At 70.6% G+C, this 23,156-nt stretch carries 23 protein-coding genes; 15 read left to right on the forward strand and 8 right to left on the reverse strand.

Annotated elements, in window-relative coordinates:
- The first annotated feature begins 52 nt into the window (after nucleotides 1-52).
- On the forward strand, nucleotides 53-313 hold the full coding sequence (locus OG570_RS20660) for a GNAT family N-acetyltransferase (protein ID WP_326960102.1): 261 nt from the start codon (nucleotides 53-55) through the stop codon (nucleotides 311-313).
- Nucleotides 314-365: 52 nt separating this feature from the next.
- Nucleotides 366-1,787, forward strand: coding sequence for a pentapeptide repeat-containing protein (locus tag OG570_RS20665; protein ID WP_326958481.1), 1,422 nt, complete (start codon nucleotides 366-368; stop codon nucleotides 1,785-1,787).
- Nucleotides 1,788-1,796: 9 nt separating this feature from the next.
- Here the strand turns inward: OG570_RS20665 and OG570_RS20670 are convergent, their stop codons facing one another.
- A complete protein-coding gene (locus OG570_RS20670) occupies nucleotides 1,797-2,330 on the reverse strand; it encodes an Lrp/AsnC family transcriptional regulator (RefSeq protein ID WP_326943965.1) in 534 nt (177 codons plus the stop codon).
- A gap of 77 nt (nucleotides 2,331-2,407) precedes the next feature.
- Here OG570_RS20670 and pdhA point away from each other — a divergent pair, with 77 nt between their 5' ends.
- Genes pdhA through OG570_RS20695 form a run of 5 tightly spaced genes read left to right on the forward strand, consistent with a single transcriptional unit; the run spans nucleotide 2,408 to nucleotide 7,293 of the window.
- Nucleotides 2,408-3,484, forward strand: coding sequence for a pyruvate dehydrogenase (acetyl-transferring) E1 component subunit alpha (pdhA, locus tag OG570_RS20675; RefSeq protein WP_326958483.1), 1,077 nt, complete (start codon nucleotides 2,408-2,410; stop codon nucleotides 3,482-3,484).
- Nucleotides 3,484-4,479, forward strand: a complete 996-nt coding sequence (locus tag OG570_RS20680; RefSeq protein WP_326958485.1) for an alpha-ketoacid dehydrogenase subunit beta — start codon at nucleotides 3,484-3,486, stop codon at nucleotides 4,477-4,479. The genes pdhA and OG570_RS20680 overlap by 1 nt, the downstream gene beginning before the upstream one ends.
- Entirely contained in the window at nucleotides 4,472-5,674 is a 1,203-nt protein-coding gene (locus tag OG570_RS20685) for a dihydrolipoamide acetyltransferase family protein (protein ID WP_326958487.1), read from the forward strand. Before OG570_RS20680 ends, OG570_RS20685 begins: the two co-directional genes overlap by 8 nt.
- A 54-nt stretch (nucleotides 5,675-5,728) precedes the next feature.
- Entirely contained in the window at nucleotides 5,729-6,298 is a 570-nt protein-coding gene (locus tag OG570_RS20690) for a hypothetical protein (RefSeq protein ID WP_326958489.1), read from the forward strand.
- Nucleotides 6,295-7,293, forward strand: a complete 999-nt coding sequence (locus OG570_RS20695; RefSeq protein ID WP_326958491.1) for a hypothetical protein — start codon at nucleotides 6,295-6,297, stop codon at nucleotides 7,291-7,293. The genes OG570_RS20690 and OG570_RS20695 overlap by 4 nt, the downstream gene beginning before the upstream one ends.
- Here the strand turns inward: OG570_RS20695 and OG570_RS20700 are convergent.
- Nucleotides 7,290-7,508, reverse strand: a complete 219-nt coding sequence (locus OG570_RS20700; protein ID WP_326958493.1) for a hypothetical protein — start codon at nucleotides 7,506-7,508, stop codon at nucleotides 7,290-7,292. The two genes, OG570_RS20695 and OG570_RS20700, sit on opposite strands and share 4 nt — an antisense overlap.
- 107 nt (nucleotides 7,509-7,615) lie before the next feature.
- Here OG570_RS20700 and OG570_RS20705 point away from each other — a divergent pair, with 107 nt between their 5' ends.
- Nucleotides 7,616-8,584: a response regulator transcription factor gene (locus OG570_RS20705; RefSeq protein WP_326958494.1), complete on the forward strand. Its 969-nt coding sequence runs from the start codon at nucleotides 7,616-7,618 to the stop codon at nucleotides 8,582-8,584.
- Here the strand turns inward: OG570_RS20705 and OG570_RS20710 are convergent.
- The 5 genes from OG570_RS20710 to OG570_RS20730 form a co-directional block, all read right to left on the reverse strand.
- Complete coding sequence (locus OG570_RS20710) at nucleotides 8,538-9,683, reverse strand: NAD(P)/FAD-dependent oxidoreductase (RefSeq protein ID WP_326958496.1); 1,146 nt, start codon at nucleotides 9,681-9,683, stop codon at nucleotides 8,538-8,540. The two genes, OG570_RS20705 and OG570_RS20710, sit on opposite strands and share 47 nt — an antisense overlap.
- The gene (locus OG570_RS20715; RefSeq protein ID WP_326943956.1) at nucleotides 9,680-10,000 is read right to left on the reverse strand and encodes a bifunctional 3-phenylpropionate/cinnamic acid dioxygenase ferredoxin subunit; all 321 of its coding nucleotides are present in this window, start codon (nucleotides 9,998-10,000) and stop codon (nucleotides 9,680-9,682) included. Before OG570_RS20715 ends, OG570_RS20710 begins: the two co-directional genes overlap by 4 nt.
- Nucleotides 10,001-10,184: 184 nt before the next feature.
- Nucleotides 10,185-11,849 carry a choline dehydrogenase gene (betA, locus tag OG570_RS20720; RefSeq protein ID WP_326958499.1) on the reverse strand — a complete coding sequence of 555 codons (1,665 nt, stop codon included), beginning with the start codon at nucleotides 11,847-11,849 and terminating at the stop codon, nucleotides 10,185-10,187.
- A 9-nt stretch (nucleotides 11,850-11,858) separates the two neighbouring features.
- Entirely contained in the window at nucleotides 11,859-13,427 is a 1,569-nt protein-coding gene (locus OG570_RS20725) for an amino acid permease (RefSeq protein WP_326943954.1), read from the reverse strand.
- A gap of 33 nt (nucleotides 13,428-13,460) precedes the next feature.
- Nucleotides 13,461-14,927, reverse strand: a complete 1,467-nt coding sequence (locus OG570_RS20730) for an aldehyde dehydrogenase family protein (RefSeq protein ID WP_326958500.1) — start codon at nucleotides 14,925-14,927, stop codon at nucleotides 13,461-13,463.
- Nucleotides 14,928-15,086: 159 nt separating this feature from the next.
- Between OG570_RS20730 and OG570_RS20735 the strand changes: the two genes are divergently transcribed.
- Together OG570_RS20735 and OG570_RS20740 are read left to right on the forward strand one after the other, a co-directional pair.
- Nucleotides 15,087-15,677: a TetR/AcrR family transcriptional regulator gene (locus tag OG570_RS20735; protein WP_326943952.1), complete on the forward strand. Its 591-nt coding sequence runs from the start codon at nucleotides 15,087-15,089 to the stop codon at nucleotides 15,675-15,677.
- A 253-nt stretch (nucleotides 15,678-15,930) separates the two neighbouring features.
- A complete protein-coding gene (locus OG570_RS20740) occupies nucleotides 15,931-17,049 on the forward strand; it encodes an aromatic ring-hydroxylating oxygenase subunit alpha (RefSeq protein WP_326958502.1) in 1,119 nt (372 codons plus the stop codon).
- A gap of 42 nt (nucleotides 17,050-17,091) precedes the next feature.
- Here OG570_RS20740 and OG570_RS20745 read toward each other — a convergent pair whose 3' ends face one another.
- Nucleotides 17,092-17,739: a GntR family transcriptional regulator gene (locus OG570_RS20745; RefSeq protein WP_326958505.1), complete on the reverse strand. Its 648-nt coding sequence runs from the start codon at nucleotides 17,737-17,739 to the stop codon at nucleotides 17,092-17,094.
- Between the two features lie 55 nt (nucleotides 17,740-17,794).
- On the opposite strand from OG570_RS20745, the gene OG570_RS20750 reads away from it, so the two are divergent.
- The 5 genes from OG570_RS20750 to purU are packed head-to-tail and all read left to right on the forward strand — an operon-like array spanning nucleotide 17,795 to nucleotide 23,154.
- Nucleotides 17,795-19,024 carry a sarcosine oxidase subunit beta family protein gene (locus OG570_RS20750; RefSeq protein WP_326958507.1) on the forward strand — a complete coding sequence of 410 codons (1,230 nt, stop codon included), beginning with the start codon at nucleotides 17,795-17,797 and terminating at the stop codon, nucleotides 19,022-19,024.
- Nucleotides 19,025-19,033: 9 nt separating this feature from the next.
- Nucleotides 19,034-19,312: a sarcosine oxidase subunit delta gene (locus OG570_RS20755; RefSeq protein WP_326958508.1), complete on the forward strand. Its 279-nt coding sequence runs from the start codon at nucleotides 19,034-19,036 to the stop codon at nucleotides 19,310-19,312.
- Nucleotides 19,309-21,846 (forward strand): 2Fe-2S iron-sulfur cluster-binding protein, encoded by a 2,538-nt coding sequence (locus OG570_RS20760; protein ID WP_326958510.1) that lies wholly within the window; start codon nucleotides 19,309-19,311, stop codon nucleotides 21,844-21,846. The genes OG570_RS20755 and OG570_RS20760 overlap by 4 nt, the downstream gene beginning before the upstream one ends.
- Nucleotides 21,836-22,315 (forward strand): sarcosine oxidase subunit gamma, encoded by a 480-nt coding sequence (locus OG570_RS20765; RefSeq protein WP_326958512.1) that lies wholly within the window; start codon nucleotides 21,836-21,838, stop codon nucleotides 22,313-22,315. Before OG570_RS20760 ends, OG570_RS20765 begins: the two co-directional genes overlap by 11 nt.
- On the forward strand, nucleotides 22,312-23,154 hold the full coding sequence (gene purU, locus OG570_RS20770) for a formyltetrahydrofolate deformylase (protein ID WP_326958514.1): 843 nt from the start codon (nucleotides 22,312-22,314) through the stop codon (nucleotides 23,152-23,154). The genes OG570_RS20765 and purU overlap by 4 nt, the downstream gene beginning before the upstream one ends.
- Nucleotides 23,155-23,156 lie beyond the last annotated feature (2 nt).

The raw sequence follows: 23,156 nt of genomic DNA on the forward strand, positions 1-23,156 counted from the left end.
GTCGGAGGGTCACCACCTGCTGATCGCGTACGTCGACGACGTCCCGGTGGGCATGGTGACCGGCGTCGAGATGACGCACCCGGACAAGGGGACGGAGATGTTCCTGTACGAGCTGGGTGTCTCCCCGTCGTTCCAGGGTCGCGGCCTCGGCTCGGCCTTGGTGACGGAGCTGGCCGCGCTGGCCCGTTCGCGGGGGTGTTACGACATGTGGGTGGTGACGGAGGAGGACAACGCCGCGGCCCAGGCGACGTACCGCCGCGCCGGCGGAGCGGGGACGGGCCGCCAGGTGGTCCTGGAGTGGGACTTCACGTAGCCGACCCTCCAGGTACGCGAGCCGACTGTCCGGGTGCGCGAGCCGACCCTCCGTGATCGGACTCCGGCTCAGGGTGCAGCAGTTGCTCGGCGATGGCCTGGACGTGGATGAGCGTGACCGGGCAGTTCTCCAAGTCGATCGCTATGGCGGCGATCTTACGGATGGTGACCGTATCGGCCGATCGAACGGAATTTTCCGTGCTCGCCGGGAAGAGTGCGACCCTGGAACGATGGGGGATCTCCAAGGAGGAAACCGGATCCTGTCGAATCGGACGATCGCGTTTTCCGCGGTCGTGCTACTGCTGATCGCGGCCGCGGCGTGCTGGTTGTTGTTGTCGCTCTACGGTCAAGGAACCGATGCCGACAAGGCGCGTCTGGAGAGTGTCCGAACCGTCGGCACGATCGTGCTGGGCGCCGGCGGGATGATCGCGCTGTTGCTCGGCGCGCGACGGCAGCAAACTGCGGAACAAGACGCGGCGACGAAACGCCATGACCTCGTCCTGCGCGAACAGTCCAACGCGGATGTCCGCCACGACGCAGAAGAACGGCGGATCAGCGATCTCTACCTCAAGGCCGTCGAGCAGCTCGGCTCGGACAAAGCGCCAGTGCGCCTGGCCGGGCTTTACGCCCTGGAGCGGCTGGCTCAGGACAACCCCGCCCAGCGGCAGACCATCGCCAACGTGATCAGCGCTTATCTGCGCATGCCTTACGACCCTCCGGAGGACCTTCCGGTCGACGACGCTCACGGCGCGGAATATCGCGCATGTCTGCAGGAGCGGGAAGTCAGGATGACCGCCCAGCAGATCCTCACCGGCCACCTCGCGCCCGGTGATGGTGACGGGAGCCGGTTCTGGGCGGGGCTCGACCTCGACCTCAGCGGCGCCGTGCTGATGGACCTGAAACTGCACGACTGCTCGTTGCGGAACGCGAACTTCGCGCGGGCGCGGTTCGTCGGGCAGACCTCACTGCTGGGCATCAAGTTCCGGAGTAGCACTCGGTTCGACAACGCCGTGTTCGCCGGCGAAGCCTGGTTTGCCGAGGCGGAGTTCTCGGACAGCACCCGGTTTGACAACGTCGCTTTCCTCGCCGACGCGCGCTTCGACGAAGCCGCGTTCTTCGGCGCGACGGTGTTCCGCCGTGCCCGGTTCCAGGGCGCGGCACGCTTCGACAAGACGAAGTTCGCCGGGAAGGTCATCCTCAGCGAGGCTGTCTTCGAAGGTGGTGCGGACTTCGCGCAGGCGGAATTCGCGGACGAGGTGTACCTGCCCGGCGTTGATTTCGGGCGTGACGCGCGGTTCGTCGAGGTGACTTTCGCCCGCGACGGGTGGTTCATCAACGTCGAGTTCAGCGGCAATACCGACTTCGAGGACGTCACGTTCAGTGAGGACGTCCGGTTCGTCGGATGCACGCTGGATGGTGTCGCCTACGCCCCGGATGAGTGGAAACCGCGACCGGACGAGTACGACTTCGACTGAACCCGCAGGTCAGGCCAGGACTGAGCCGGGGAGTTCCTCGAAGATCAGCCACGTCCTCGTCGAGCGGACGCCGTCCAGGGCCTGGAGGCGCTCCAGGACCACGTCGCGCAACGTCGTGTTGTCCGGGGTCCGGACCAGCAGCAGGATGTCGAAGTCGCCGCCTACCAGGGTGACGTGGTCGACGTACGGGATCTCGTGCAGGTCCGTGGCCATCGTGCGCCAGGACGTCTGCTCCACCGTCACCATGATGTACGCCGACGTGCCCAGGCCCGCGCGGCGCGGGTCGATGCGGGCGCCGAAGCCCGTGATGACGCCCTCCGCCATGAGGCGCTCCAGCCGCGCGTACGCGTTCGTGCGCGAGATGTGCAGGCGCTCCGCCAGCGCCCGGACCGCCAAGCGGCCGTCGGCCGACAGCTCCGCCAGCATCGCGCGGTCGATGTCGTCCAGCGGCGCGACCGTCCGTCCCGGGTGAGCGCCCTGCGCCGGATCCGGAAAAGACGTTTGGTCACCGTAGGCGCCCAGAAAAGACTGTTTGTCGCTCATTTCGCGCAACCCTTGTACACAACACCGCCGAGAACCACCATCTGAGCATCATATGTCTGCGAGAGGTGGTGTGCGTCATGGCGACGGAAACCCTGCTGCCGTCCGCGTCGCCGGTGCGGTTCGTCGCCGAGGACGGGACGCGTGCCGACCAGGAAGGCGGCTACCGCGAGCCGGCCGAAGCGCGGCTCAAGGAGGCCTACCGGCTGATGGTCCTGGGCCGCCGGTTCGACGTCCAGGCGACCGCGCTCACCAAGCAGGGCCGCCTCGCCGTCTACCCCTCCAGCGCCGGCCAGGAGGCCTGCCAGGTCGCCGCCGCGCTCACCCTGAGCAAGCAGGACTGGCTCTTCCCGACCTACCGCGACTCCGTCGCCCTCATCGCGCGCGGCCTGAAGCCCGGCGAAGTCCTGACGCTGCTTCGCGGCGACGCGCACTGCGGCTACAACCCCGCCGAGACGCGCGTCGCGCCCCAGTGCACTCCGCTCGCGACGCAGACCCTGCACGCCACCGGCCTCGCGCACGCGATGCGGCGACGCGGTGAGGACGGCGTCGCGCTCGCGCTCATCGGCGACGGCGCCACCAGTGAAGGCGACTTCCACGAGGCGCTCAACTTCGCCGCCGTCTTCAAGGCGCCCGTGGTGTTCTTCGTGCAGAACAACCGCTACGCGATCTCCGTGCCGTTCGAGAAGCAGAGCGCCGCGCCCGCGCTGGCGTACAAGGGGATCGGCTACGGCATGCGCTCGGAGCAGGTCGACGGCAACGACGCCGTCGCGGTGCTGAGCGTCCTCGACGACGCCGTCCGGCACGCCCGCGAAGGCCGCGGCCCGGTCCTCGTCGAGGCCCACACCTACCGCATCGACGCCCACACCAACGCCGACGACGCCACCCGCTACCGCGACGCCGCCGAAGTCGCGAAGTGGCGCGAAGCCGACCCGGTCACCAGGCTCGAGACCTACCTCAAGGCGCGGAACGCCCTGCAGGACAACGAGATCGAGCAGATCCGCACGGACGCCGAGGACTTCGCCCAGACCGTCCGCGACACGCTCAACGCCGAGCCCGAGCTGGACCCGCTGTCGCTGTTCGACCACGTCTACGCCGAGCCGACCCGCCACCTCGAGATGCAGCGGGCTGCCCTCAAAGCCGAGCTGGAGGCCTGATGACGACCACGATGGCGCAGGCGCTCAACGCCGCCCTGCGGGACGCGCTCAAGGACGACGACAACGTGGTCGTGTTCGGCGAGGACGTCGGCGCGCTCGGCGGCGTCTTCCGGGTCACCGACGGCATCACCGCCGACTTCGGCGAGGACCGCTGCTTCGACACCCCGCTCGCCGAGGCCGGCATCGTCGGGTTCGCCGTCGGGATGGCCATGGGCGGCTTCCGCCCGGTCGTCGAGATGCAGTTCGACGCCTTCGCCTACCCCGCGTTCGAGCAGATCACCTCGCACGTCGCGAAGCTGCGCAACCGCACCCGCGGCGCGCTTTCGCTGCCGATGGTCATCCGCATCCCCTACGCCGGCGGGATCGGCGGCGTCGAGCACCACTGCGACTCCAGCGAGGCCTACTACACGCACACGCCGGGCCTGCGCGTCGTCACGCCGGGCACCGCGCAGGACGCCTACGACCTGCTCCGCGACGCCATCGACTCGCCGGACCCGGTCGTCTTCCTCGAGCCGAAGTGCCGCTACTGGTCGAGCGAAGAGGTGAGCTTCACGCGCAGCGGTCCCGGCATGGACAAGGCCGTGGTCCGCCGGAGCGGCAAGGACGTCACGCTCATCGCGTACGGCCCGATGGTCGCCACCGCGCTGGAGACCGCCGAAGCCGCGAAGGACGAGGGCTGGGACGTCGAGGTCGTCGACCTGCGGTCGCTGAGCCCGTTCGACGACGAGACCGTGACGGCTTCGGTGCGCCGCACCGGCCGCGCCGTCGTGGTGCACGAGGCCGCCGGCTTCGGCGGTTACGGCGCCGAGGTCGTCGCTCGCGTCACGGAGCAGTGCTTCCACCAGCTGCACGCGCCGGTGCTGCGCGTGACCGGCCTCGACATCCCGTTCCCGGCGCCGAAGCTGGAGCGTCACCAGCTGCCGGACGTCGACCGGATCCTCGACACGATCGCCCGGCTGCAGTGGGCCGACACGCCGGTGGTGGCCGGTGCCTGACTTCCTGCTGCCGGACCTCGGCGAGGGCCTGACCGAGGCGGCGATCCTGAACTGGCACGTCAAGATCGGGGACACGGTCAAGATCGACCAGATCGTCGTCGAGGTCGAGACGGCGAAGGCCGCGGTCGAGGTGCCCGTGCCGTTCGCCGGTGTCGTGTCCGCGCTGCACGGCGAACCCGGGCAGCTGCTGCCGGTCGGCGCGCCGCTGCTGAGCGTCGGCGGGTTCGCCGAGCCCGGCGTCACAGTGTCGACCACGTCATCGGGCAGCGGCAACGTCCTCATCGGCTACGGCACCGCGCCGACGACCCGCCGCAAGCGCGCCCGGCGTGGGGAAGCGCCCGTCGTGAAGGCCGTCGTGAAAGCCAAGGCGCCCGGCGTGATCTCGCCGTTCGTCCGGAAGATGGCCGCGGACAACGGGATCGACCTCGCGAAGGTCACCGCCACCGGCCCGGACGGGATCATCCGCCGCGCCGACGTCGAAGCGCTGCTGAACAAGCCCGCGCAGCAAGACGGCGAGCGCCGGATCCCGCTCACCGGCGTCCGCAAGGTCGTCGCCGACAAGCTCACGGCGTCGCGGCGCGAGATCCCCGAGGCCACGGTCTGGGTGGACGTCGACGCGACCGAGCTGGTCGCCGCGCGGGTGGCCCTGAACGCCAAGACGGACCGTCCCGTCAGCCTGCTCGGGCTGATCGCGCGGTTCGCCGTGGCGGGCCTGAAGAAGTACCCGGAGCTGAACTCGCGCGTCGAGGGCGACGAGATCGTGCTGCTGCGCGGCATCCACCTCGGGTTCGCCGCGCAGACCGGGCGCGGGCTCATGGTGCCGGTCGTGCGCGATGCCGGTGAGCTGTCGACGCGGGACCTGTCGGCGGCGATCGGCGACCGCGCCCGCACCGCGCGCGACGGCAAGCTCGCGCCGGCCGACCTGACCGGCGGCACGTTCACGGTCAACAACTACGGCGTCTTCGGCGTCGACGGTTCGGCGGCGATCATCAACCACCCCGAGGCCGCGATCCTCGGCATCGGCCGGATCATCGACCGGCCGTGGGTGGTCGGCGGCGAGCTGGCCGTGCGGAAGGTCTGCGAGCTGACGCTGGCGTTCGACCACCGCGTCTGCGACGGCGGCACGGCGGGCGGGTTCCTGCGGTTCGTCGCGGACTGCGTCGAGTCGCCGGTCACGGCCCTGGGCGACCTGTGAGACTCACCGGCCGCATTGGCCGGATGTGACGGTGGTGGCACTTAAAGTGTTCGCGTGACGACTCCAGCCCAGCACGACCGGGACCAGGCGGCGGCGCGCGTGGGCCGGCTCAAGCAGGACCTGGCGGGCCGGCTCGACACGGCGCCGGAGCCCGGTGCCGAGGACGCCGAGCCGATGGACCGGCTCGTGGCGGCGGCCGTCCGGCTGCTGGACGCCGAGGCGGACCACGACGAGGCCGTCCACCGGCTGGTGGCGGCGGAACTCGGCGCCCGCCACGCGGCGACGCAGCGCGCGGTCGTGTTCTTCGCGGCCGGCCCGGTGCTCGCCGGGCTGGTCTCGGCCGCGCTCGTGCTGTTCGGCGTGCTGTCGCCCGGGTGGCTGCCGTTGCTGGTCCCGCTGTTCGCGGCCGGGATGTGGGTCGGGTTCGCGCCCGTCCGGAAGGTGCCGGCGGTGCTGCGCGAGCGGACGCGGGCGGCCTGGGCGGGCACGCTGGCCGCGGTGTTCCTGGTGGTGGCGTTGCTGCCGTGGCCGTCGAGCACGGCGAACGTGGTGAGCACGATCCTGGCGGCGCTCGGGACGGCGGGCGCGATCGCGGGCCTGGTCCGGGAAAGCCGGATCCCGTGACGCGCGGCTACGCCACCTACGGCGACGACCCCGACTTCGAGGCGGAGTACGCCGACTACGCCGAGCCGGCCGACGACACGCGCCGCGACCTCGACGAGCTGTTCGCGGCCGTCGACGGGCTGCGCACCGCCGTCCAGGACGTCGACGCCCGGGACGCCGGGCTGCGCCAGGAGTTCGCGGACCTGGCCGACCGCCTCGGTCCCGGAGCGCCCCAGGAGCACCGGATCGACCAGCTCGGCCGGCAGCTCGAACGCCTGCACCAGCAGGTGCAGGCCTTGGAGCGCGCGGTGCGCGTGTCCGACGGCGTGCCGCAGGCGAACCTCGACGACGTCGGTGCGGAGACGCGCGCGCTGGCGGCGCAGGCCGCGCGCTGGGACGACCTGCACAAGGAGCTGGTGACGAAGGAGCAGCGCGCCCGCCACGAGCAGGAGATCGCGCGGCTGGGGGACGTGCGCGAAGCGGGCGCGCGTTGCGACGCCGACTTGCTGGACGTCATCCGCCGCCTCGCCACGACGGACCGCGGGTCCCGCGCTCGCGGGGACGCCGAGTCGTCGCTGCGCGCGTTGAGCACCCGGCGCCGCACGCTGCTGGACGAGGAGATCCCCGCGGCCTTCGACGCCGCGGAGCAGGCCCGGCTCGCGTTGCGGGAGGCCGACGCGGTCGACGCGCGCGTGGTCCCGCAGCTGGAGCGGGCCGAGCGCGCGTGGCAGGACCTGCAGGTCCGCCTGCGGACCCGGATCACCGACGCGCTCGGCTCCAACGCGCTGCTCCCGATGTGGTTCAGCCACGCTCTCGGCGTCGCCCCGCCGTCGGGAACTTCGGGTGACGCCTGGATCCGCACGGCGGCTTCGGTGCTCGCGTACCGGGTGACGTTCGGGATCAAGGACCCGGCCCTGCCGCTGGGCCCGCCGTCGACGGATGGGGCCGACACGACCGAGCGCCGCTGGACCTGGCGGGCCCGGCTGGAGTCCGATCTGGACGAACTGTCCCGCTAGGGCGGCGCGGCGTTCCGGCGGAGTGCGCGCGGGGCGTGGTGGGTGATGTAGTCGGACAGGACCGCGTCGCTCGCCCGCGGTTTCGCCCGGCGCAGCAGCATGCGCAGGCCGATCAGGAAGACCACCCGGTCGGCGATCCGCGCGACGCCGTAGATCAGCACGGGCAGGCCGGAACCACCGGCGATCGCGGCCACGGCGGCGGGGTCCAAACTCATCACCTCCGGACGGCGGGTCTTGTCATCATCGCCGATCGGCCGTAATAATTGCCATACCTTCTGACGAATTCGGACGGTTTCGGTCCGACGCAGGCGAGGAGGTGGCCGTGGCCGTCATCGGCAGGCCGGACGTCCCCGAAGGGGCGCACCGGCGGCTCGTCGACGCACTCCACGAGGTGTACCTGCGCGCCGGAGCGCCGGGCGTGCGGACGATCGCGCAGCGCGGCGGCGTCAGCCGGGACACCGCGCACCGCGTGCTGACGAATCCGGCCCTGCCGACCTGGCCGGCGCTGGAAGCCGTAGTGGCCGCGCTCGGCGGGGACATCGGACGGTTCCGTGCGCTCTGGGTCGCCGCGCGACAGCCGGACGCGGTGGTCGCCGAGCCGCCAGCCGAGCCGGTCGCCGGTGCGGGGCCTTCGGTGCGGGTGCTGATCGTCGAAGACCATCCGCTCTACCGGCAGGCGCTGGTCCAGGCCGTGGGCGCGTTCGGGCACGTGGTCGTGGGCACGGCCGCGAACGGGGAAGACGCGGTATCACTCGCGCTGGAGACCCGGCCCGAGGTGATCCTGATGGACCACTTCCTGCCCGGCCTGCTGGGCATCGACGCGACGGCGCGGATCCGGTCGGCGGATCCGGCCATCCGGGTGCTGATCATCAGCGCCGGCGCGACCGGGGAGCTGACGTTGGCCGCGTTGCGCTCGGGGGCGCACGGCGTGCTGAGCAAGGACGTCGAAGCCGACGGGATCGACCGCGCGATCCGGGCCGTGGCACGCGGGGAGGTCCACGTGCCCGCCGGGGCCGCCGCGCCGCCCGAGGTCGCCGAGCCGCGCGAAGCCGGCGAACAGGAACTGAAGCCGCGTGAGCGGCGGGTCCTCCAGCTGGTGGCGGAAGGCTACACGGACGTGCAGATCGCCGAGCGGCTCGCGGTCTCGGTCCGCACGGTGCGGAGCTACCTCGACCGCGTCCGCGACAAGACCGGTGAGCGGCGCCGTGCGGGACTGGTGCGCGTCGCGCTCGAGAGCGGTTTGGTCAGACCGCGGCCGGGCGGCGCAACGCCTGACGCCTCAAGCGGTTGAAGAGCTTCGGATTGTTCAGCGCGAACACCCCGACCGTCACGCCGTCACGCTGGTAGGTCGCCACGAACGACTCGTCCGCCGGGCCGCCCTCGACGAAGGTGAGTGCGTCGTCCGGGCGCGGGTGCCCGGCCAGCTGCAGCGTGCCCGCGTATTGGTCCGACCAGACGTACCCGCTCGGCGTGTACGTGCGTTCGGTCCGTCCGGCGAGGAGGTTGCCCACCGCGACCGGGGCCTGCTCGGACGCGTTCGTCCAGTGCTCGTGGCGCCGTCCGACACCGTCGGCGTGGTAGCGGGCGACGTCGCCGATCGCCACCACCTGGGGCAGGTCCGTCACCAGGCCCGCGTCCGTGTGGACGCCGTTGCCGGTCGTCAGGCCGGAGCCCGCCAGCCAGTCCGTGGCCGGGGTCATGCCGACGCCCACCACGACCACGTCCGCCGGTACCAGGGAACCGTCGGCCAGGTGGACGCCGGACTCGGACAGGCTCGCGACCGCGACGCCGCAGCGCAGGTCCGTGCCGTGGTCGGCGTGCAGCCGGGTGCAGACCGCCGCCAGCTCCGGGCCCAGCACCGGGGCCAAAGGCGCGTTCAGAGCTTCCAAGACGACCACGTCGAGACCCAGGGAACGGCACGTCGAGGCCACCTCGGCGCCGATGAACCCGGCCCCGACGATCGCCACGCGCACCCCGGGGACCAGCGCGGCCCGCAGTGCCAGCGCGTCGTCGATGGTCCGCAGCGTGTGGGCGCCCTCGAAGCCCGGCAGCGTGCGCGCGCGGCCGCCGGTGGCGATGACGACGCCGTCCGCGTGCACCGAGCTGCCGTCCGAGAGGTGCACCCGGCGGGCGGCCGGGTCCAGGGACGTCGCCCGGACGCCCAGGCGGAAGTCCAGGGCCAGCGACGCGAGGTCGCCGGCGTCGAGCAGCTCCAGCGCGGCGCGGGAGGTCGTCCCGGCCAGGAAACCCTTGGACAGCGGCGGCCGGTCGTACGGCAGGTGCGCTTCCTCGCCGATCAGCACCACGCCGCCGTCGTAGCCCTGCGCGCGCAGCTCCTGCGCGGCGCGGACCCCGGCCAGCGAAGCGCCGACGACCGCGACGCGCTTCACGCGGCGTCCTCGCGGGCCACGCCCTGGACGTGGATGACGCCGTCGTCGACCAGCACGGTGTACGTCCGCACCGGGGCCTTCGCCGGCAGGCAGCTCGGCACGCCCGTGCGCAGGTCGAACAGCGCCGCGTGCAGCGGGCACTCGACGAAGCAGCCTTCGAGCCAGCCGTCGGCCAGCGAGGCGTCCTGGTGGGTGCACGTGTCGTCGATGGCGTACAGCTCGCCGTCCTCGGTGTGGAACACCGCGATGGCGGGAGACCCCGGGATCCGGACGGACTCACCCGGGGGCAGCTCGTCGACGGTGCATGCGCGAATCATGACGCCTCCGCTAACTGTTGCGCATTGAGGAACATCGACTGTGATCCGCAACAAGTGTGAATTCGCCGGAGGGCGTCGTCAAGGGGGTACGCCCCGGTAGTTTCCGTTACCCGGTAACGGAGAACCCGGGCAGCACGACGCGCCCGTACCGGGGATGGCGGTACGGGCGCGTCGACGTCCGGTGCTAGTGCGCCGCGGCCTCGCCGTGGCGGTAGAACGGCTGCTTGAGCGGGGCCAGCGGGGTGTTGCCGAGGATCAGGTCCGCGGCCTTCTCCGCGGTCATCATCACCGGCGCGTAGATGTTGCCGTTGGGGATGTAGGGCATGACCGACGCGTCGACGACGCGCAGGCCCTCGGTGCCGTGCACCCGCATCGTCTGCGGGTCGACGACGGCCCCCTCGTCCACGCCCATCTTGGCCGTGCACGACGGGTGCAGCGCCGTCTCGGCGTCCTTCGCGACCCAGTCCAGGATCTCTTCGTCGGTCTCCACGGACGGTCCCGGCGAGATCTCCCCGCCGTTGTACCGGCCCATCGCGGACTGGTTGAGGATCTTCCGCGCCACTCGTACGGCTTCGACCCACTCCTTGCGATCGTTCTCCGTGGACAGGTAGTTGAACTTGATCGCCGGGTGCTGCCGCGGGTCGGTCGAGGTGAGCTTCACCGAGCCGCGGGTGTCGGCGTACATCGGGCCGACGTGCACCTGGTAGCCGTGGCCTTCCGTGGGCGCCGACCCGTCGTAGCGGATCGCCACCGGCAGGAAGTGGAACATCAGGTTCGGGTACTTCACCTCGTCGTTCGACCGGACGAACCCGCCGCCCTCGAAGTGGTTCGTCGCGGCCGGGCCGTTCCGCAGGAACAGCCACTGCGCGCCGATGTAGGGCCGCTTCCACTTGGCCAGCGACGGCTGCATCGACACCGGTTCCTTGCAGGCGTACTGGATGTACACCTCCAGGTGATCCTGCAGGTTCTCGCCGACGCCCGGCAGGTCCTTCACGACGTCGATGGCGAGCTTCTCCAGGTCGGCCGCGTTGCCGACGCCGGAGAGCTGCAGCAGCTGCGGGCTGTTGATCGCGCCGCCGCAGAGGATGATCTCCTTGCCGTACACCTCGGCCGGCACGCCCCGGCCTTCGCTGTACTCGACGCCGATCGCGCGGGTGCCGTCGAAGAGGATCTGCGAGACGAACGCGTGCGTCTTCACCGTGAGGTTGGCCCGGTGCTCGACCGGGTGCAGGTAGGCGCCGGCCGCGGAGAGCCGCCGTCCTTTGCGGACGTTGCGGTCGAACGCCGCGAAGCCCTCCTGCCGGTAGCCGTTGACGTCGTCGGTGCGCGGGTAGCCCGCTTCCTCGGCGGCGTCGAAGAAGGCCTGGAACAACGGGTTGGTCGCCGGGCCGCGTTCGAGTTCGAGTGGCCCGTCGTGGCCGCGCCACTGCCCGTCCGGCGCGTCGGCGAGGCAGTTCTCCATGCGCTGGAAGTACGGCAGGCAGTGCGCGTAGTCCCATGTGGACATGCCCGGGTCGCCGGCCCAGCGCTCGTAGTCCAGCGGGTTGCCGCGCTGGAAGATCATCCCGTTGATGCTCGACGAGCCGCCGAGCACCTTGCCGCGGGCGTGGTAGATGCGGCGCCGGTTCATGTGCGGCTCGGGCTCGCTGCGGTAGCCCCAGTCGTAGAACTTCGACCCGATCGGGAACGTCAGCGCGGCCGGCATGTGGATGAAGACGTCCCACTTGTAGTCGGACCGGCCGGCTTCCAGGACGAGGACCTTGTTCGACGGGTTCGCCGACAGCCGGTTCGCCAGCGCGCAGCCCGCCGAGCCACCGCCGACGATGACGAAGTCGTAGTTTTCACTCATGCGTCCTCCTCAGCCGGGCAGGGTGTCCGGGGCGTTGTCGGGCATGTGCTCGGGGCTCGTGTGCGACGAACCCCAGGTACCGCGCCGGATGTAGAGCATGATCGCACCGACGAGGACGATCAGCCCGGTGACGATCACCGCGCCCCACTGGAAGTACCAGTGGTCGTCGCCGTAGACCTCGGCGCGCGGCCAGATCAGGTTGACCGTCATCGCGGCGCCGTAGACGACCGCGACCAGGTTCACCAGCGTGCCCCAGCGGCCGAGCTTGAAGTACGGCCCGTGGCCCGGGCGCGGCCAGCCACCGCGCAGGCGGCGGATCAGCATCGGGCCGGTGACCATCAGGTAGGGGATGTAGAACAGGATGATCGCCGTCGAGGTCAGGATGAAGAACGCCCGCTGGTTGCCCAGGTTGATCAGCAGCACCACGATCGTGAGGCCACCGGTGAGCAGCGCGGGCACGACCGGCGTCTTCGAGCGCGGCGACACCTTGGCCATCGCCTTGCTGAACGGCAGCCGGCCGTCGCGGGACATCGCCCACGTCATCCGGATCGCCGCGGTCTGCACGGCCAGGCAGCACACCGTGATCGCGATCGCCGAGCAGATCAGGAAGGCGTCGCCGAGGCCCTCGCCGAGGGTGCTCTTCAGCAGGTACGGCATGCCGGACGTGCTCAGCTCCTTGGCGTTGAGGTCGCCGACGGCCATCATGCCCACGAGCATCATCAGCCCGCCGACGATGAACGCGGCGGTGATCGCCCGCAGGATCGCGCGGGGCGCGTGCCGCCGCGGCTGCGTCGTCTCCTCGGCCAGCGAACCGGCGGTGTCGAAGCCGTAGAAGACGTACGCGCTCATGAGCGACGCCACCAGGAAGGCCCCGAGGTACCCGAATGTGTGACCCTCACCGGTGCCGTGGGTGTCGAAGACGATGCCCGGGCCGCGCTTGATGTGGATGGCGAGGGCGATCACGAGCAGCACGCTCGCGCCGAGCTCCACCGCGACGCCGAAGTTGTTGATCTTCGCCATCAGCCTGACGCCGATGAGGTTCACGACCGTGGCGAACACGACCAGGATGAGCGCCAGGATGATGGCGTTCTGCGCACCACCCGGTGTCGACGTCAGGCCGGCGTCGTCGTCGCTGCCGACGATCTGGAACGCGGTCGACACCTGCGGCAGGATGATCTGGTAGGCCACCGCGACGGCCGCGGCCGTGACGATCGCGCCGATGATCATGATCCAGCCGGCCAGCCAGGACGTCGCGGGCTTCGCGATCTGCTTCGCCCACTGGTACACCGAGCCGGCGAGCGGGAACTGCCCGGCGAGCTCGGCGAAGCAGAGGGCGACGGCGGCCTGGCCGATGAAGACCAGGGGCCACGTCCAGATGAAGGCCGGCCCGCCCGAGCCGAAGCCGAAGAAGAACAGCTGGAACACGCCGGTCAGGATGGAGATGTAGCTGAACCCGGCGGCGAAGCTGGAGAACGAGCCGAGCGAGCGCTCGAGCTCCTGGCGGTAGCCGAACTTCTCGAGCTCGGAGCTGTCGTCCGGGGCAGGCCCCCCGCCCGCCTTCTGCGAATCGATGGTCATCGTCGGTCCTCACGTGGTGGGGTGGGGGAGTGATCAGCCCTTGAACCAGTGCTGCGGAACGGGATCGATGTTCTGGTAGACGTGCTTGCTCTCCTGGTACTCCGCCAGCCCGGACGGTCCGAGCTCGCGGCCGATGCCGGACCGGCCGAACCCGCCCCACTCCGCCTGCGGCAGGTAGGGGTGGTAGTCGTTGATCCACACGGTGCCGTGGCGCAGGGCCCCGGCGACCCGCTGGGCGCGGGACGCGTCCGACGTCCACACGGCTCCGGCGAGCCCGTACTCAGTGTCGTTGGCCAGCGCGATCGCGTCGGCCTCTTCTCGGAAGCGTTCGACGGTGACGACCGGGCCGAAGACCTCTTCCCGGACCACCGCCATGTCCCTGGTGCAGCCGGAGAACACCGTCGGGCGCAGGAAGAAACCGCTTTCGTACTGGGCGCCTTCGGGTCGCTTGCCGCCCGCCCGTAGTGTCGCGCCCTCCCGGAGAGCGCTTTCGATGTAGCCCTCGACCTTGGCGCGGTGCTGCGCCGAGACGAGCGGGCCCGTCTCGGTGGCGGGATCGAGGCCGTCGCCGACCCGGATCGCGTCGGCGCGCGCGGCGAGGTCCGCCACGAACCGGTCATGGATGCCATCCTGGACGATCAAGCGCGCGCCCGCCGAGCACACCTGTCCCGAATGGACGAACGCGGCCATCAGCGCGTAGTCGAGGGCGGTGTCGTACGCGGCGTCGTCGAACACCACGTTCGGGTTCTTGCCGCCGAGCTCCAGGGCGACCCGGCGGACGCCCTTCGCGGCGGCCGTCATGATCTTCTCGCCGGTCGCGTAGCCGCCGGTGAACGAGACGAGGTCCACGGCCGGGTGCTCGACCATCGCGGCGCCGACGGGACCGGGGCCGAGCAGGAGGTTGACGACGCCCGGCGGCACGCCGGCCTCGTCGAGCAGCGCGACCAGCTTGATCGTGGTCAGCGGCGTCACCTCGCTGGGCTTGAGCACCATCGTGTTGCCCGCGGCGAGTGCCGGGGCGACCTTCCAGGACATCTGCAGCAGCGGGTAGTTCCACGGCGCGATCAGCGCGCAGACGCCGACGGGCTCGTGCACGATCCGGCTGACGACGGTCGCGCTGCCGGCGTCGACCATCCGGCCGGCGTCTTTGCCGGCGAGGTCGGCGTAGTAGCGGAAGACGTTCGTCACGTCGTCGATGTCGATCCCGCCCTCGCCCAGCGTCTTGCCGGTGTCGAGGCTCTCGGTGCGGGCCAGGTCCTCGCGGTCGCGGACCAGCAGGCCGGCCACGCGGCGGAGCAGTTCGCCGCGCTCGGTGGCGGTGGTCGTGCGCCACGGACCGGCGTCGAAGGCCCGCCGCGCGGCTTCGACGGCGGCGTCGACCTCCGCGGGCCCGGCCTCGGCGACCTTCTCGATCACCTGGCCGGTGGCGGGGTTGAGCACGTCGGAGGCGGTGCCGCCGGCGGCGTCCGTCCAGCCTCCGTCGATGTACAGGTCCTTCATGCGGCCCCTTCCGATTCGGTAGTGGCTGCCTGGTCGCGCTTGAGTGCGTACATTTGTACGCGAGACGTGTACAGATGTCCACAAGTAGGGTCCGTCAGGTCGGCGTGCGACGATCTGTCCGTCGCGCCGGAGACGCACGAAGGGGGCTGCTCGACACCGATGTCGAAGACCGAATCCACCACGGCGTCCACGGCCGGCCGGCGGCGTGGTCCCAACGACCCCGACCGGCGCGCGCGGATCGCCAAGGCGGCGATCGAGGTCGTCGCCCAGCGGGGCATCGACGGCCTCACCCACCGCGCGGTCGCCGCCGCCGCGGGCGTGCCGCTGGGCTCGACGACCTACCACTTCGCGACCCTGGACGACCTGCTCGAGGTGGCGCTGCACGAGGCCGCCGAGAAGAACGTCCACGCGCTGAAGGAGTGGGAAGCGGCGCTGCCGCCGGACGCCGACTTCGCCGCGGCGCTCGCCGACCTGGTCATGGGCTACATCAACGAGCAGTACCGCGACACGGTCGTCGAGTACGACCTGTACGTCGCGGCCCTGCACCGCCCCCGCCTCCGCGCGGCGAGCGCGGCCTGGGACGACGCCCTCACCGAGTTGTACGGCATCCGCACCGACCCGCTCACCGGCCGGCTCCTGGCCGGCCTGTTCTGCGGCCTCCTCATGCAGGCCGCCCTGGCCGACCCCCGCCCGACCCGCGAGGAGATCGAAACCCTCTTCCGCCGGGCCATCCACGGCCCGGCCCTGTGATCAGAACGTCGGCACGCGTGATTGAAGGGTCGACACGGCGGGCTGGGGTGCGTTGGGCCGTGTTGACCCTCCAATCACGCGAGTTGACCCTGTAATCACGCGTGTCGGCTGAAACGTGCCGGAAATCTTGGGCGGGCGTTGAAAAACTCGGGTTGACAGCGGTCGTCGGCGGCAGTCACTCTGTTCCGGAGTGAGCAACAAGACGCGTTCTGCGCAACTACTCCCGTACTGACCGCGGAGAGGACCCCCGACGGTGACCACTACCGATCTCCCGCCGAGCCTGCTCGCCACGCTGCCCGGCTCCTACTACACCGATCCGGCGATCTTCGCGCTGGAGCAGGCGAAGATCTTCGAGGCCGACTGGTTCTGCGCCGTGCGCAGCGCGGACCTCGCCGGGCCCGGGGCGTTCGAGACGGTCCGGATCGGCAAGGAGAGCGTCCTGGTCTCGCGGGGGCGTGACGGGAAGCTGAACGCGTTCCTCAACGTCTGCCGCCACCGCGGCGCGCGGCTGTGCACCGCCGACTCGGGCACCGTGAAGCGCGCGTTCCAGTGCCCGTACCACGCCTGGACGTACGGCCTCGACGGCAAGCTGATCGCCGCGCCCAACCTCACCGGCATGCCGGACGTCGACCGCACGACGTTCGGGCTCACCCGCGTCCACCTGCGCGAATGGCTCGGCTACGTGTGGGTCTGCCTGGCCGCCGAGCCGCCGCCGTTCGAGGGCAGCGTGGTCGCCGCGGTCACCGAACGGCTCGGCGGCGAGCGTGCGATCGAGGCGTACGGCGTCGACGGCCTCGCGCTCGGCAAGCGCATCGAGTACGACGTGAAGGCGAACTGGAAACAGATCATCGAGAACTTCATGGAGTGCTACCACTGCGCGACGATCCACCCGGAGCTCACCGAGGTGCTGCCGGAGTTCGCCGACGGCTACGCGGCGCAGTACTACGTCGGCCACGGCGCGGAGTTCGGCGGCGAGGTCCAGGGCTTCACCGTCGACGGCAGCGCGGGCGTCGAGCGGCTGCCCGGCGTCACCGAGGACCAGGACCGCAAGTACTACGCCGTCACCATCCGGCCGCAGGTGTTCGTCAACCTGGTGCCCGACCACGTGATCCTCCACCGGATGTTCCCGCTGGCCCCGGACCGCACGCTGGTGCGCTGCGACTGGCTCTACCTGCCCGGCGTCGTCGAGTCCGGGCGTGACCTGACGCGCTCGGTCGAGCTGTTCCACCGCGTCAACCTGCAGGACTTCGAGGCGTGTGAACGCTGCCAGGTCGCGATGGACTCGCGCGCCTACGCCGGCGGCGGGGTGCTCGTGCCCAGCGAGCACCACATCGGCGAGTTCCACGACTGGGTCCGTGGTCGCCTCTCGTGAGTGTTTAGGGCGGTTAGAACCGCCCTAAACACTCACGAGGCTTCAGATGAGCGCGCGGATGGCGGCCTCGAAACCGGTGACGTGCTCCAGCGTGAGCGCGGCGGCCTTCTCAGCGTCGCCTTCGATGATCGCGGTGAGGAGCGGGACGTGCTCGTCGACGTGGCCGGCCATCCCGGGCAGCCGGGGGACGAACACGCACCAGATCCGCGTCGCGAGGTTGTCGTACCGGATGAGCGTGTCCTCGAGGAACGGGTTGTGCACGCACCGGTAGATCGCCCGGTGCAGGGCGAGGTCGGTGCGCAGCAGCTCGGCGTTGTCCCCGGCCGGGACGCCGGCGTCGAGCCGCCCGCGCAGCTCGGTGAGCGTGGCCCGGTCGGCCTCGGTCGCGCGCCCGGCCGCGGCGGCGGTGGCCATCGGCTCCAGCGTGCGCCGGACCTCGGAGATGTGCGCGAGGTCGGAGATGTTGACGTCGGTGGCGAACGTGCCCCGCCGCGGGTAGGCGACGACCAGCCGCTCGGACTCGAGGCGTTTGAGCGCCTCGCGGATCGGCGTGCGGCCCATGCCGAGGGTGGTGCCGAGCCACTCCTCGTTGATCGGGTCGCCCGGCCGGATGTCGAGCATGACCAGGCGATCACGGACGAAGAGGTACGCCTGCTCCGCCAGCGATGGGGGATTGACCTGTGGGTTCACGCCGCTTAGCCTACATCGACAATTGATATATCAGAAGTCGACCAGGAGGATACGGATGCCTCGCACCCCCGGCGCGGACCTGCCGGACCACCCTGACTTCCTCTGGAACGACCCCGACCCGAAGCCGGCTTACGACGTCGTCGTGGTGGGCGGCGGCGGGCACGGCCTCGCCACCGCCTACTACCTGGCGAAGGTGCACGGCATCACGAACGTCGCCGTGCTGGAGAAGGGCTGGCTCGCGGGCGGCAACATGGCCCGCAACACCACGATCATCCGCTCCAACTACCTCTGGGACGAGAGTTCCGGCATCTACGAGCACTCCCTCAAGCTGTGGGAAGGCCTCGAAGAAGACCTCGGCTACCCGATCCTGTTCAGCCAGCGCGGGGTGCTCAACCTCGCGCACAGCCTGCAGGACGTCCGTGACAGCGTCCGCCGCGTCGAGGCCAACAAGCTCAACGGCATCGACGCCGAGTGGGTGGACGCCGACGGCGTCAAAGAGCTGTGCCCGATCGTCAACACCTCGCCGGACGTCCGCTACCCGGTGCTCGGCGCGACCTACCAGCCGCGCGCGGGCATCGCGAAGCACGACTACGTGGCCTGGGGCTTCGCCCGCGCGGCGCACGCGATGGGTGTCGACCTCATCCAGAACTGCGAGGTCACCGGCATCTCCACGGTGAACGGCCGGGTCACCGCGGTCGAGACGTCGCGGGGCCGGATCGCCGCGGGCAAGGTCGCGTTGTGCGCCGCCGGGCACTCGTCGGTGCTGGCGAAGATGGTCGGCCTCGACCTGCCGCTGGTGTCACACCCGTTGCAGGCCCTGGTGTCCGAGCTGCTGGAGCCGATCCACCCGACGGTCGTCATGTCGAACGCCGTGCACGTCTACGTTTCCCAGGCGCACAAGGGCGAACTCGTCATGGGCGCCGGCATCGACAGCTACAACGGCTACGGCCAGCGCGGCTCGTTCCACGTCATCGAGCAGCAGATGGCTGCCGCGCTGGAGCTGTTCCCGGTGTTCGCGCGGGCGCACCTGCTGCGGACGTGGGCGGGCATCGTCGACGTCAGCCCGGACGCGTCGCCGATCGTCGGCCTGACGCCGGTCGAGAACCTGTTCCTCAACTGCGGCTGGGGCACCGGCGGTTTCAAGGCCACGCCGGGGGTCGGCGACGTCTTCGCGGCGACCATCGCGCGCGGCAAGCCGCACGAGTACGCCGAACCGTTCACCTTGGACCGGTTCACCACCGGTGCCCTCGTCGACGAGCACGGCGCCGCCGCCGTCGCGCACTAGGAGTCTTTGATGCAGCTCATTCCCTGCCCGTGGTGCGGCCCGCGTGAAGAGGCCGAGTTCCACTACGGCGGCCAGGCCCACGTCGCCTACCCCGAGGACCCGGCCGCACTGTCCGATGAGGACTGGGCGAAGTTCGTGTTCTTCCGCGCCAACCCGAGCGGGCCGTTCGCCGAGCGCTGGAGCCACTCCGCGGGCTGCCGCCGCTGGTTCAACGCCGTCCGCGACACCCGCACCCACGACCTCCTGGCGGTCTACCGCCTCGACGAGCCCAAGCCGGTGATCTCATGACCCGGCTGTCCGGCGTTCCGCTCAAGTTCACCTTCGACGGCCGCGAGCTGACCGGTTTCCTCGGCGACACCTTGGCTTCCGCGTTGCTGGCCAACGGTATCCACCAGGTCGCGACCAGCATCAAGTACGGCCGGCCGCGCGGCATCGTCGCGGCCGGTGTCGAGGACTCGAACGCCCTGGTGCAGATCGAAGCGCCGTTCCCGGAGCCGATGCTGAGCGCCACCACCGTCGAGCTGTACGACGGCCTGGTCGCGCGCGGCCTGTCCGGTCAAGGTCGCCTGGCCGCCGAGCCCGACCCGGCCCGGTACGACGCCAAGCACGTCCACTGTGACGTCCTGGTCGTCGGCGCCGGACCCGCCGGCCTCGCCGCCGCCCGCGCCGCCTCTGGTCGTGTCCTGCTGGTGGACGACCAGCCCGATGGTGAGGCTCCCGAGGGAGTCCAGTTCCTCTCGCGGACCACGGCGTTCGGCGTCTACGACGACGGGTTCGTGCTGGCCCTGGAACGCCGTGGCGAGCCGACGGCACCCGAACGGATCTCGCGGCAGCGGGTGTGGCGGATCCGGGCGAAGCGGATCGTCATCGCCACCGGCGCGCACGAGCGGCCGATCGTGTTCCCGGACAACGACCGCCCGGGCATCATGCTCGCCGGTGCCGCGCGCACGTACCTGAACCGCTACGGCGTCCTGGCCGGGCAGCGGGTAGTTGTGTTCACCACCAACGATTCCGCATACGACGCCGCCTCCGAACTGGCGGAGGCCGGGGCCGAGATCGTGCGGATCGTCGACGCTCGCGAGGGCTACGGCGTCATCGGCACCGACGGCGACGCCCACATCACCGCCGCCCACGTGGCGAAACTGGGCGAGATGCGGGGCGAGCGGGTCGAGTGCGACCTGCTGCTCGTGTCCGGCGGCTGGAACCCGGCCGTGCACCTGTACAGCCAGGCCCGCGGTGCCCTGCGCTACGACCCCCGGCTGGGCGCGTACGTCCCGGCCGGCGACCTCCCGAACGTGAGCGTCGTGGGCGCCGCGGCGGGAGAGGGGCTGCCGGAGGCCATGACGCTCTGGCAGGTGCCCGCACCGGAGTCCGAAGTGGACACCCGGTTCGTGGACCAGCAGCGGGACGCGACCGTCTCGGACGTCCTGCGCGCCACCGGCGCCGGGCTGCGCTCGCTGGAGCACATCAAGCGCTACACCACCATCGGCACCGCGCACGACCAGGGCAAGACGTCCGGCCTCCTCGCCGCGGGCATCACCGCCGAAGCGCTCGATGTCGACCTGTCGACGCAGCGGCCGACGACGTTCCGGCCGCCGTACACGCCCGTGTCGTTCGCCGCGCTGGCCGGGCGGCACCGCGGTGACCTGCACGATCCCGTGCGCGTCACCATGATCCACCCGTGGCACGTCGAGCACGGCGCCGAGTTCGAGAACGTCGGCCAGTGGAAACGGCCGTGGTACTACCCGCGACCCGGCGAAACGATGCACGACGCCGTCCAGCGCGAATGCCGCGCGGCGCGCACCGACGTCGCCGTGATGGACGGGTCCACCCTGGGCAAGATCGACGTCCAGGGTCCGGACGCCGCCGCGTTCCTCGACATGCTCTACACGAACATGATGAGCAACCTGCGCGTCGGCCGCATCCGTTACGGCGTGATGTGCGGCGTCGACGGCATGGTCATCGACGACGGCACGGTCATCCGCGTCGCCGAGGACCGCTTCCTCGTCACCACCACGACCGGCAACGCGGCCATGGTCCTCGAGTGGATGGAGGAGTGGCTGCAGACGGAATGGCCGCACCTCGACGTCTTCGCGACGTCGGTCACCGAACACTGGGCCACGCTCCCGCTGGTCGGCCCCCGCTCCCGGGAAGTCCTGGGCCGGTTGGCGCCGGACCTCGACGTCTCCAACGACGCCTTCGGGTTCATGACCTGGCAGGACGCCGAGGTCGCCGGGCTCAAGGCGCGGGTCTGCCGGATCAGCTTCTCCGGCGAGCTGGCCTACGAGATCAACGTCCCGTCCTGGTACGGCCGCGCGCTGTGGGAGTCCATAGTGGACGAAGGGGCCACGCCGTACGGCACCGAGACCATGCACGTCCTGCGCGCCGAGAAGGGTTACCCGATCATCGGCCAGGACACCGACGGCACGGTGACTCCCCAGGATCTCGGGATGTCCTGGGCGGTCTCCAAGAAGAAGGCCGATTTCCTCGGCAAGCGCTCGTTCGCCCGGACGGAGAACAACCGGCCCGATCGCAAGCAGCTCGTCGGCCTGCTGCCCGTCGATCCGTCGGTGCTGCTGCCGGAGGGTTCGCAGATCATCGAGTCCGAAACCGTGCCCGAACCGCCGGTGCGGATGCTCGGCCACGTCACCTCCAGCTACCACAGCGCCGCGCTCGAACGGACCTTCGCGCTGGCCCTGGTGCGCTCCGGGCGCGAGCGCGTCGGCGAAACGCTGTACGTCCCGGTCGGTGACCAGGTGGTGCCGGTGACCGTGACCGAGTCCGTGCTCTTCGACAAGGAAGGAGCCCGCCGTGACGGCTGAAGCGGTCGAAGAACCGTTCCGCACGCAGCTCACCGTGCGCCTGCGGGACGGACACACGCTGCTCGGCGTCGACCTGCCCGGGCCGTGCACCTTTACCAGCGGCAACGGCATCGACGTCCTCTGGATGGGCCCCGACGAGTACCTCGTGCTCGCCGAACCCGGCCGCCAGGCCGAACTGGAAGCGGCACTTTCACGTGAAAGTGCCGTCTTGGCGGTGGTCGACGTGTCGGCGCAGCGCGTGACCGTGCGGCTCACCGGGGCGCACGCGCGGGACGTGCTCGCCCACGGCTGCTCGATCGACCTCGATCCGTCCGTGTCGCCGCCGGGGACCTGCGTGCAGACGTTGTTGGCGCGCACCGGGATCGTGCTCATGGTCCGGGAAGACGGCTTCACGATCCTCGTGCGGCAGTCGTTCGCGAACTACTTCACGGCCTGGCTGGCCGACGCGAGTCCGGAGTACGTCTCGTGACCTTCACCTTGACCCTCAACTGCCCCGAACGCTCGGGCATCGTGCACGCCGTCACGACGTTCCTCGTCGGGCAGGGCTGCGACATCGTTGAGCACCAGCAGTTCGACGACGACGTCCGCGGCTCGCTGTTCCTGCGCACGTCGTTCACCGCACCCGAGCCGACCACAGTGGACGATCTGCGCCGCGACTTCGCCGTGGTGGCCGGGGACTTCGGGATGGAGTTCGGCCTCTCCGACGGGACACCGCCGCGGATCCTGGTGATGGTGTCGAAGTTCGGGCACTGCCTCAACGACCTGCTGTTCCGCTGGCGTGCCGGCGCTCTCGGCGCGGACATCGCCGTGGTCGTGTCCAACCACGAGGACCTGCGGCCGATGGCCGAGGCGGCCGGCGTGCCGTTCGAGCACGTGCCGGTGACGCCGGAGACCAAGCCCGAGGCCGAGCAGCGGCTGCTCGACCTGGTCGGCGAGTACCAGGCCGATCTCGTCGTGCTCGCGCGGTACATGCAGGTGCTGTCCAACGACCTGTGCGTCAAGCTCGAAGGCCGCGCGATCAACATCCACCACTCGTTCCTGCCCGGGTTCAAGGGCGCGAAGCCCTACCACCAGGCCTACGACCGCGGCGTCAAGTACGTCGGCGCGACCGCGCACTACGTCACCCCCGACCTCGACGAGGGCCCGATCATCGAGCAGGAGGTCGCGCGCGTCGACCACACCTACTCGCCGCGCGAGCTGGTGACCGTCGGGCGCGACGCCGAAGCGCTCGCCCTGTCCCGCGCGGTGCGCTGGCACTGCGAACGCCGCGTCCTGCTCAACGGCAACAGCACCGTCGTCTTCCGCTAGAA

The sequence above is a fragment of the Amycolatopsis sp. NBC_01286 genome (genome assembly GCF_035982555.1).
Classification (GTDB): domain Bacteria; phylum Actinomycetota; class Actinomycetes; order Mycobacteriales; family Pseudonocardiaceae; genus Amycolatopsis.

Excerpts from the sequence above, each read along its gene's own strand:
- betA (WP_326958499.1), bottom strand. The coding sequence starts at position 11,849 with ATGAGTGAAAACTACGACTTCGTCATCGTCGGCGGTGGCTCGGCGGGC.
- OG570_RS20670 (WP_326943965.1), bottom strand. The coding sequence starts at position 2,330 with ATGAGCGACAAACAGTCTTTTCTGGGCGCCTACGGTGACCAAACGTCT.
- pdhA (WP_326958483.1), top strand. The coding sequence starts at position 2,408 with ATGGCGACGGAAACCCTGCTGCCGTCCGCGTCGCCGGTGCGGTTCGTC.
- OG570_RS20715 (WP_326943956.1), bottom strand. The coding sequence starts at position 10,000 with ATGATTCGCGCATGCACCGTCGACGAGCTGCCCCCGGGTGAGTCCGTC.
- OG570_RS20660 (WP_326960102.1), top strand. The coding sequence starts at position 53 with ATGGTGACCGGCGTCGAGATGACGCACCCGGACAAGGGGACGGAGATG.
- OG570_RS20735 (WP_326943952.1), top strand. The coding sequence starts at position 15,087 with ATGTCGAAGACCGAATCCACCACGGCGTCCACGGCCGGCCGGCGGCGT.
- OG570_RS20680 (WP_326958485.1), top strand. The coding sequence starts at position 3,484 with ATGACGACCACGATGGCGCAGGCGCTCAACGCCGCCCTGCGGGACGCG.
- OG570_RS20700 (WP_326958493.1), bottom strand. The coding sequence starts at position 7,508 with ATGAGTTTGGACCCCGCCGCCGTGGCCGCGATCGCCGGTGGTTCCGGC.
- OG570_RS20760 (WP_326958510.1), top strand. The coding sequence starts at position 19,309 with ATGACCCGGCTGTCCGGCGTTCCGCTCAAGTTCACCTTCGACGGCCGC.
- OG570_RS20750 (WP_326958507.1), top strand. The coding sequence starts at position 17,795 with ATGCCTCGCACCCCCGGCGCGGACCTGCCGGACCACCCTGACTTCCTC.
- OG570_RS20725 (WP_326943954.1), bottom strand. The coding sequence starts at position 13,427 with ATGACCATCGATTCGCAGAAGGCGGGCGGGGGGCCTGCCCCGGACGAC.
- OG570_RS20755 (WP_326958508.1), top strand. The coding sequence starts at position 19,034 with ATGCAGCTCATTCCCTGCCCGTGGTGCGGCCCGCGTGAAGAGGCCGAG.
- OG570_RS20730 (WP_326958500.1), bottom strand. The coding sequence starts at position 14,927 with ATGAAGGACCTGTACATCGACGGAGGCTGGACGGACGCCGCCGGCGGC.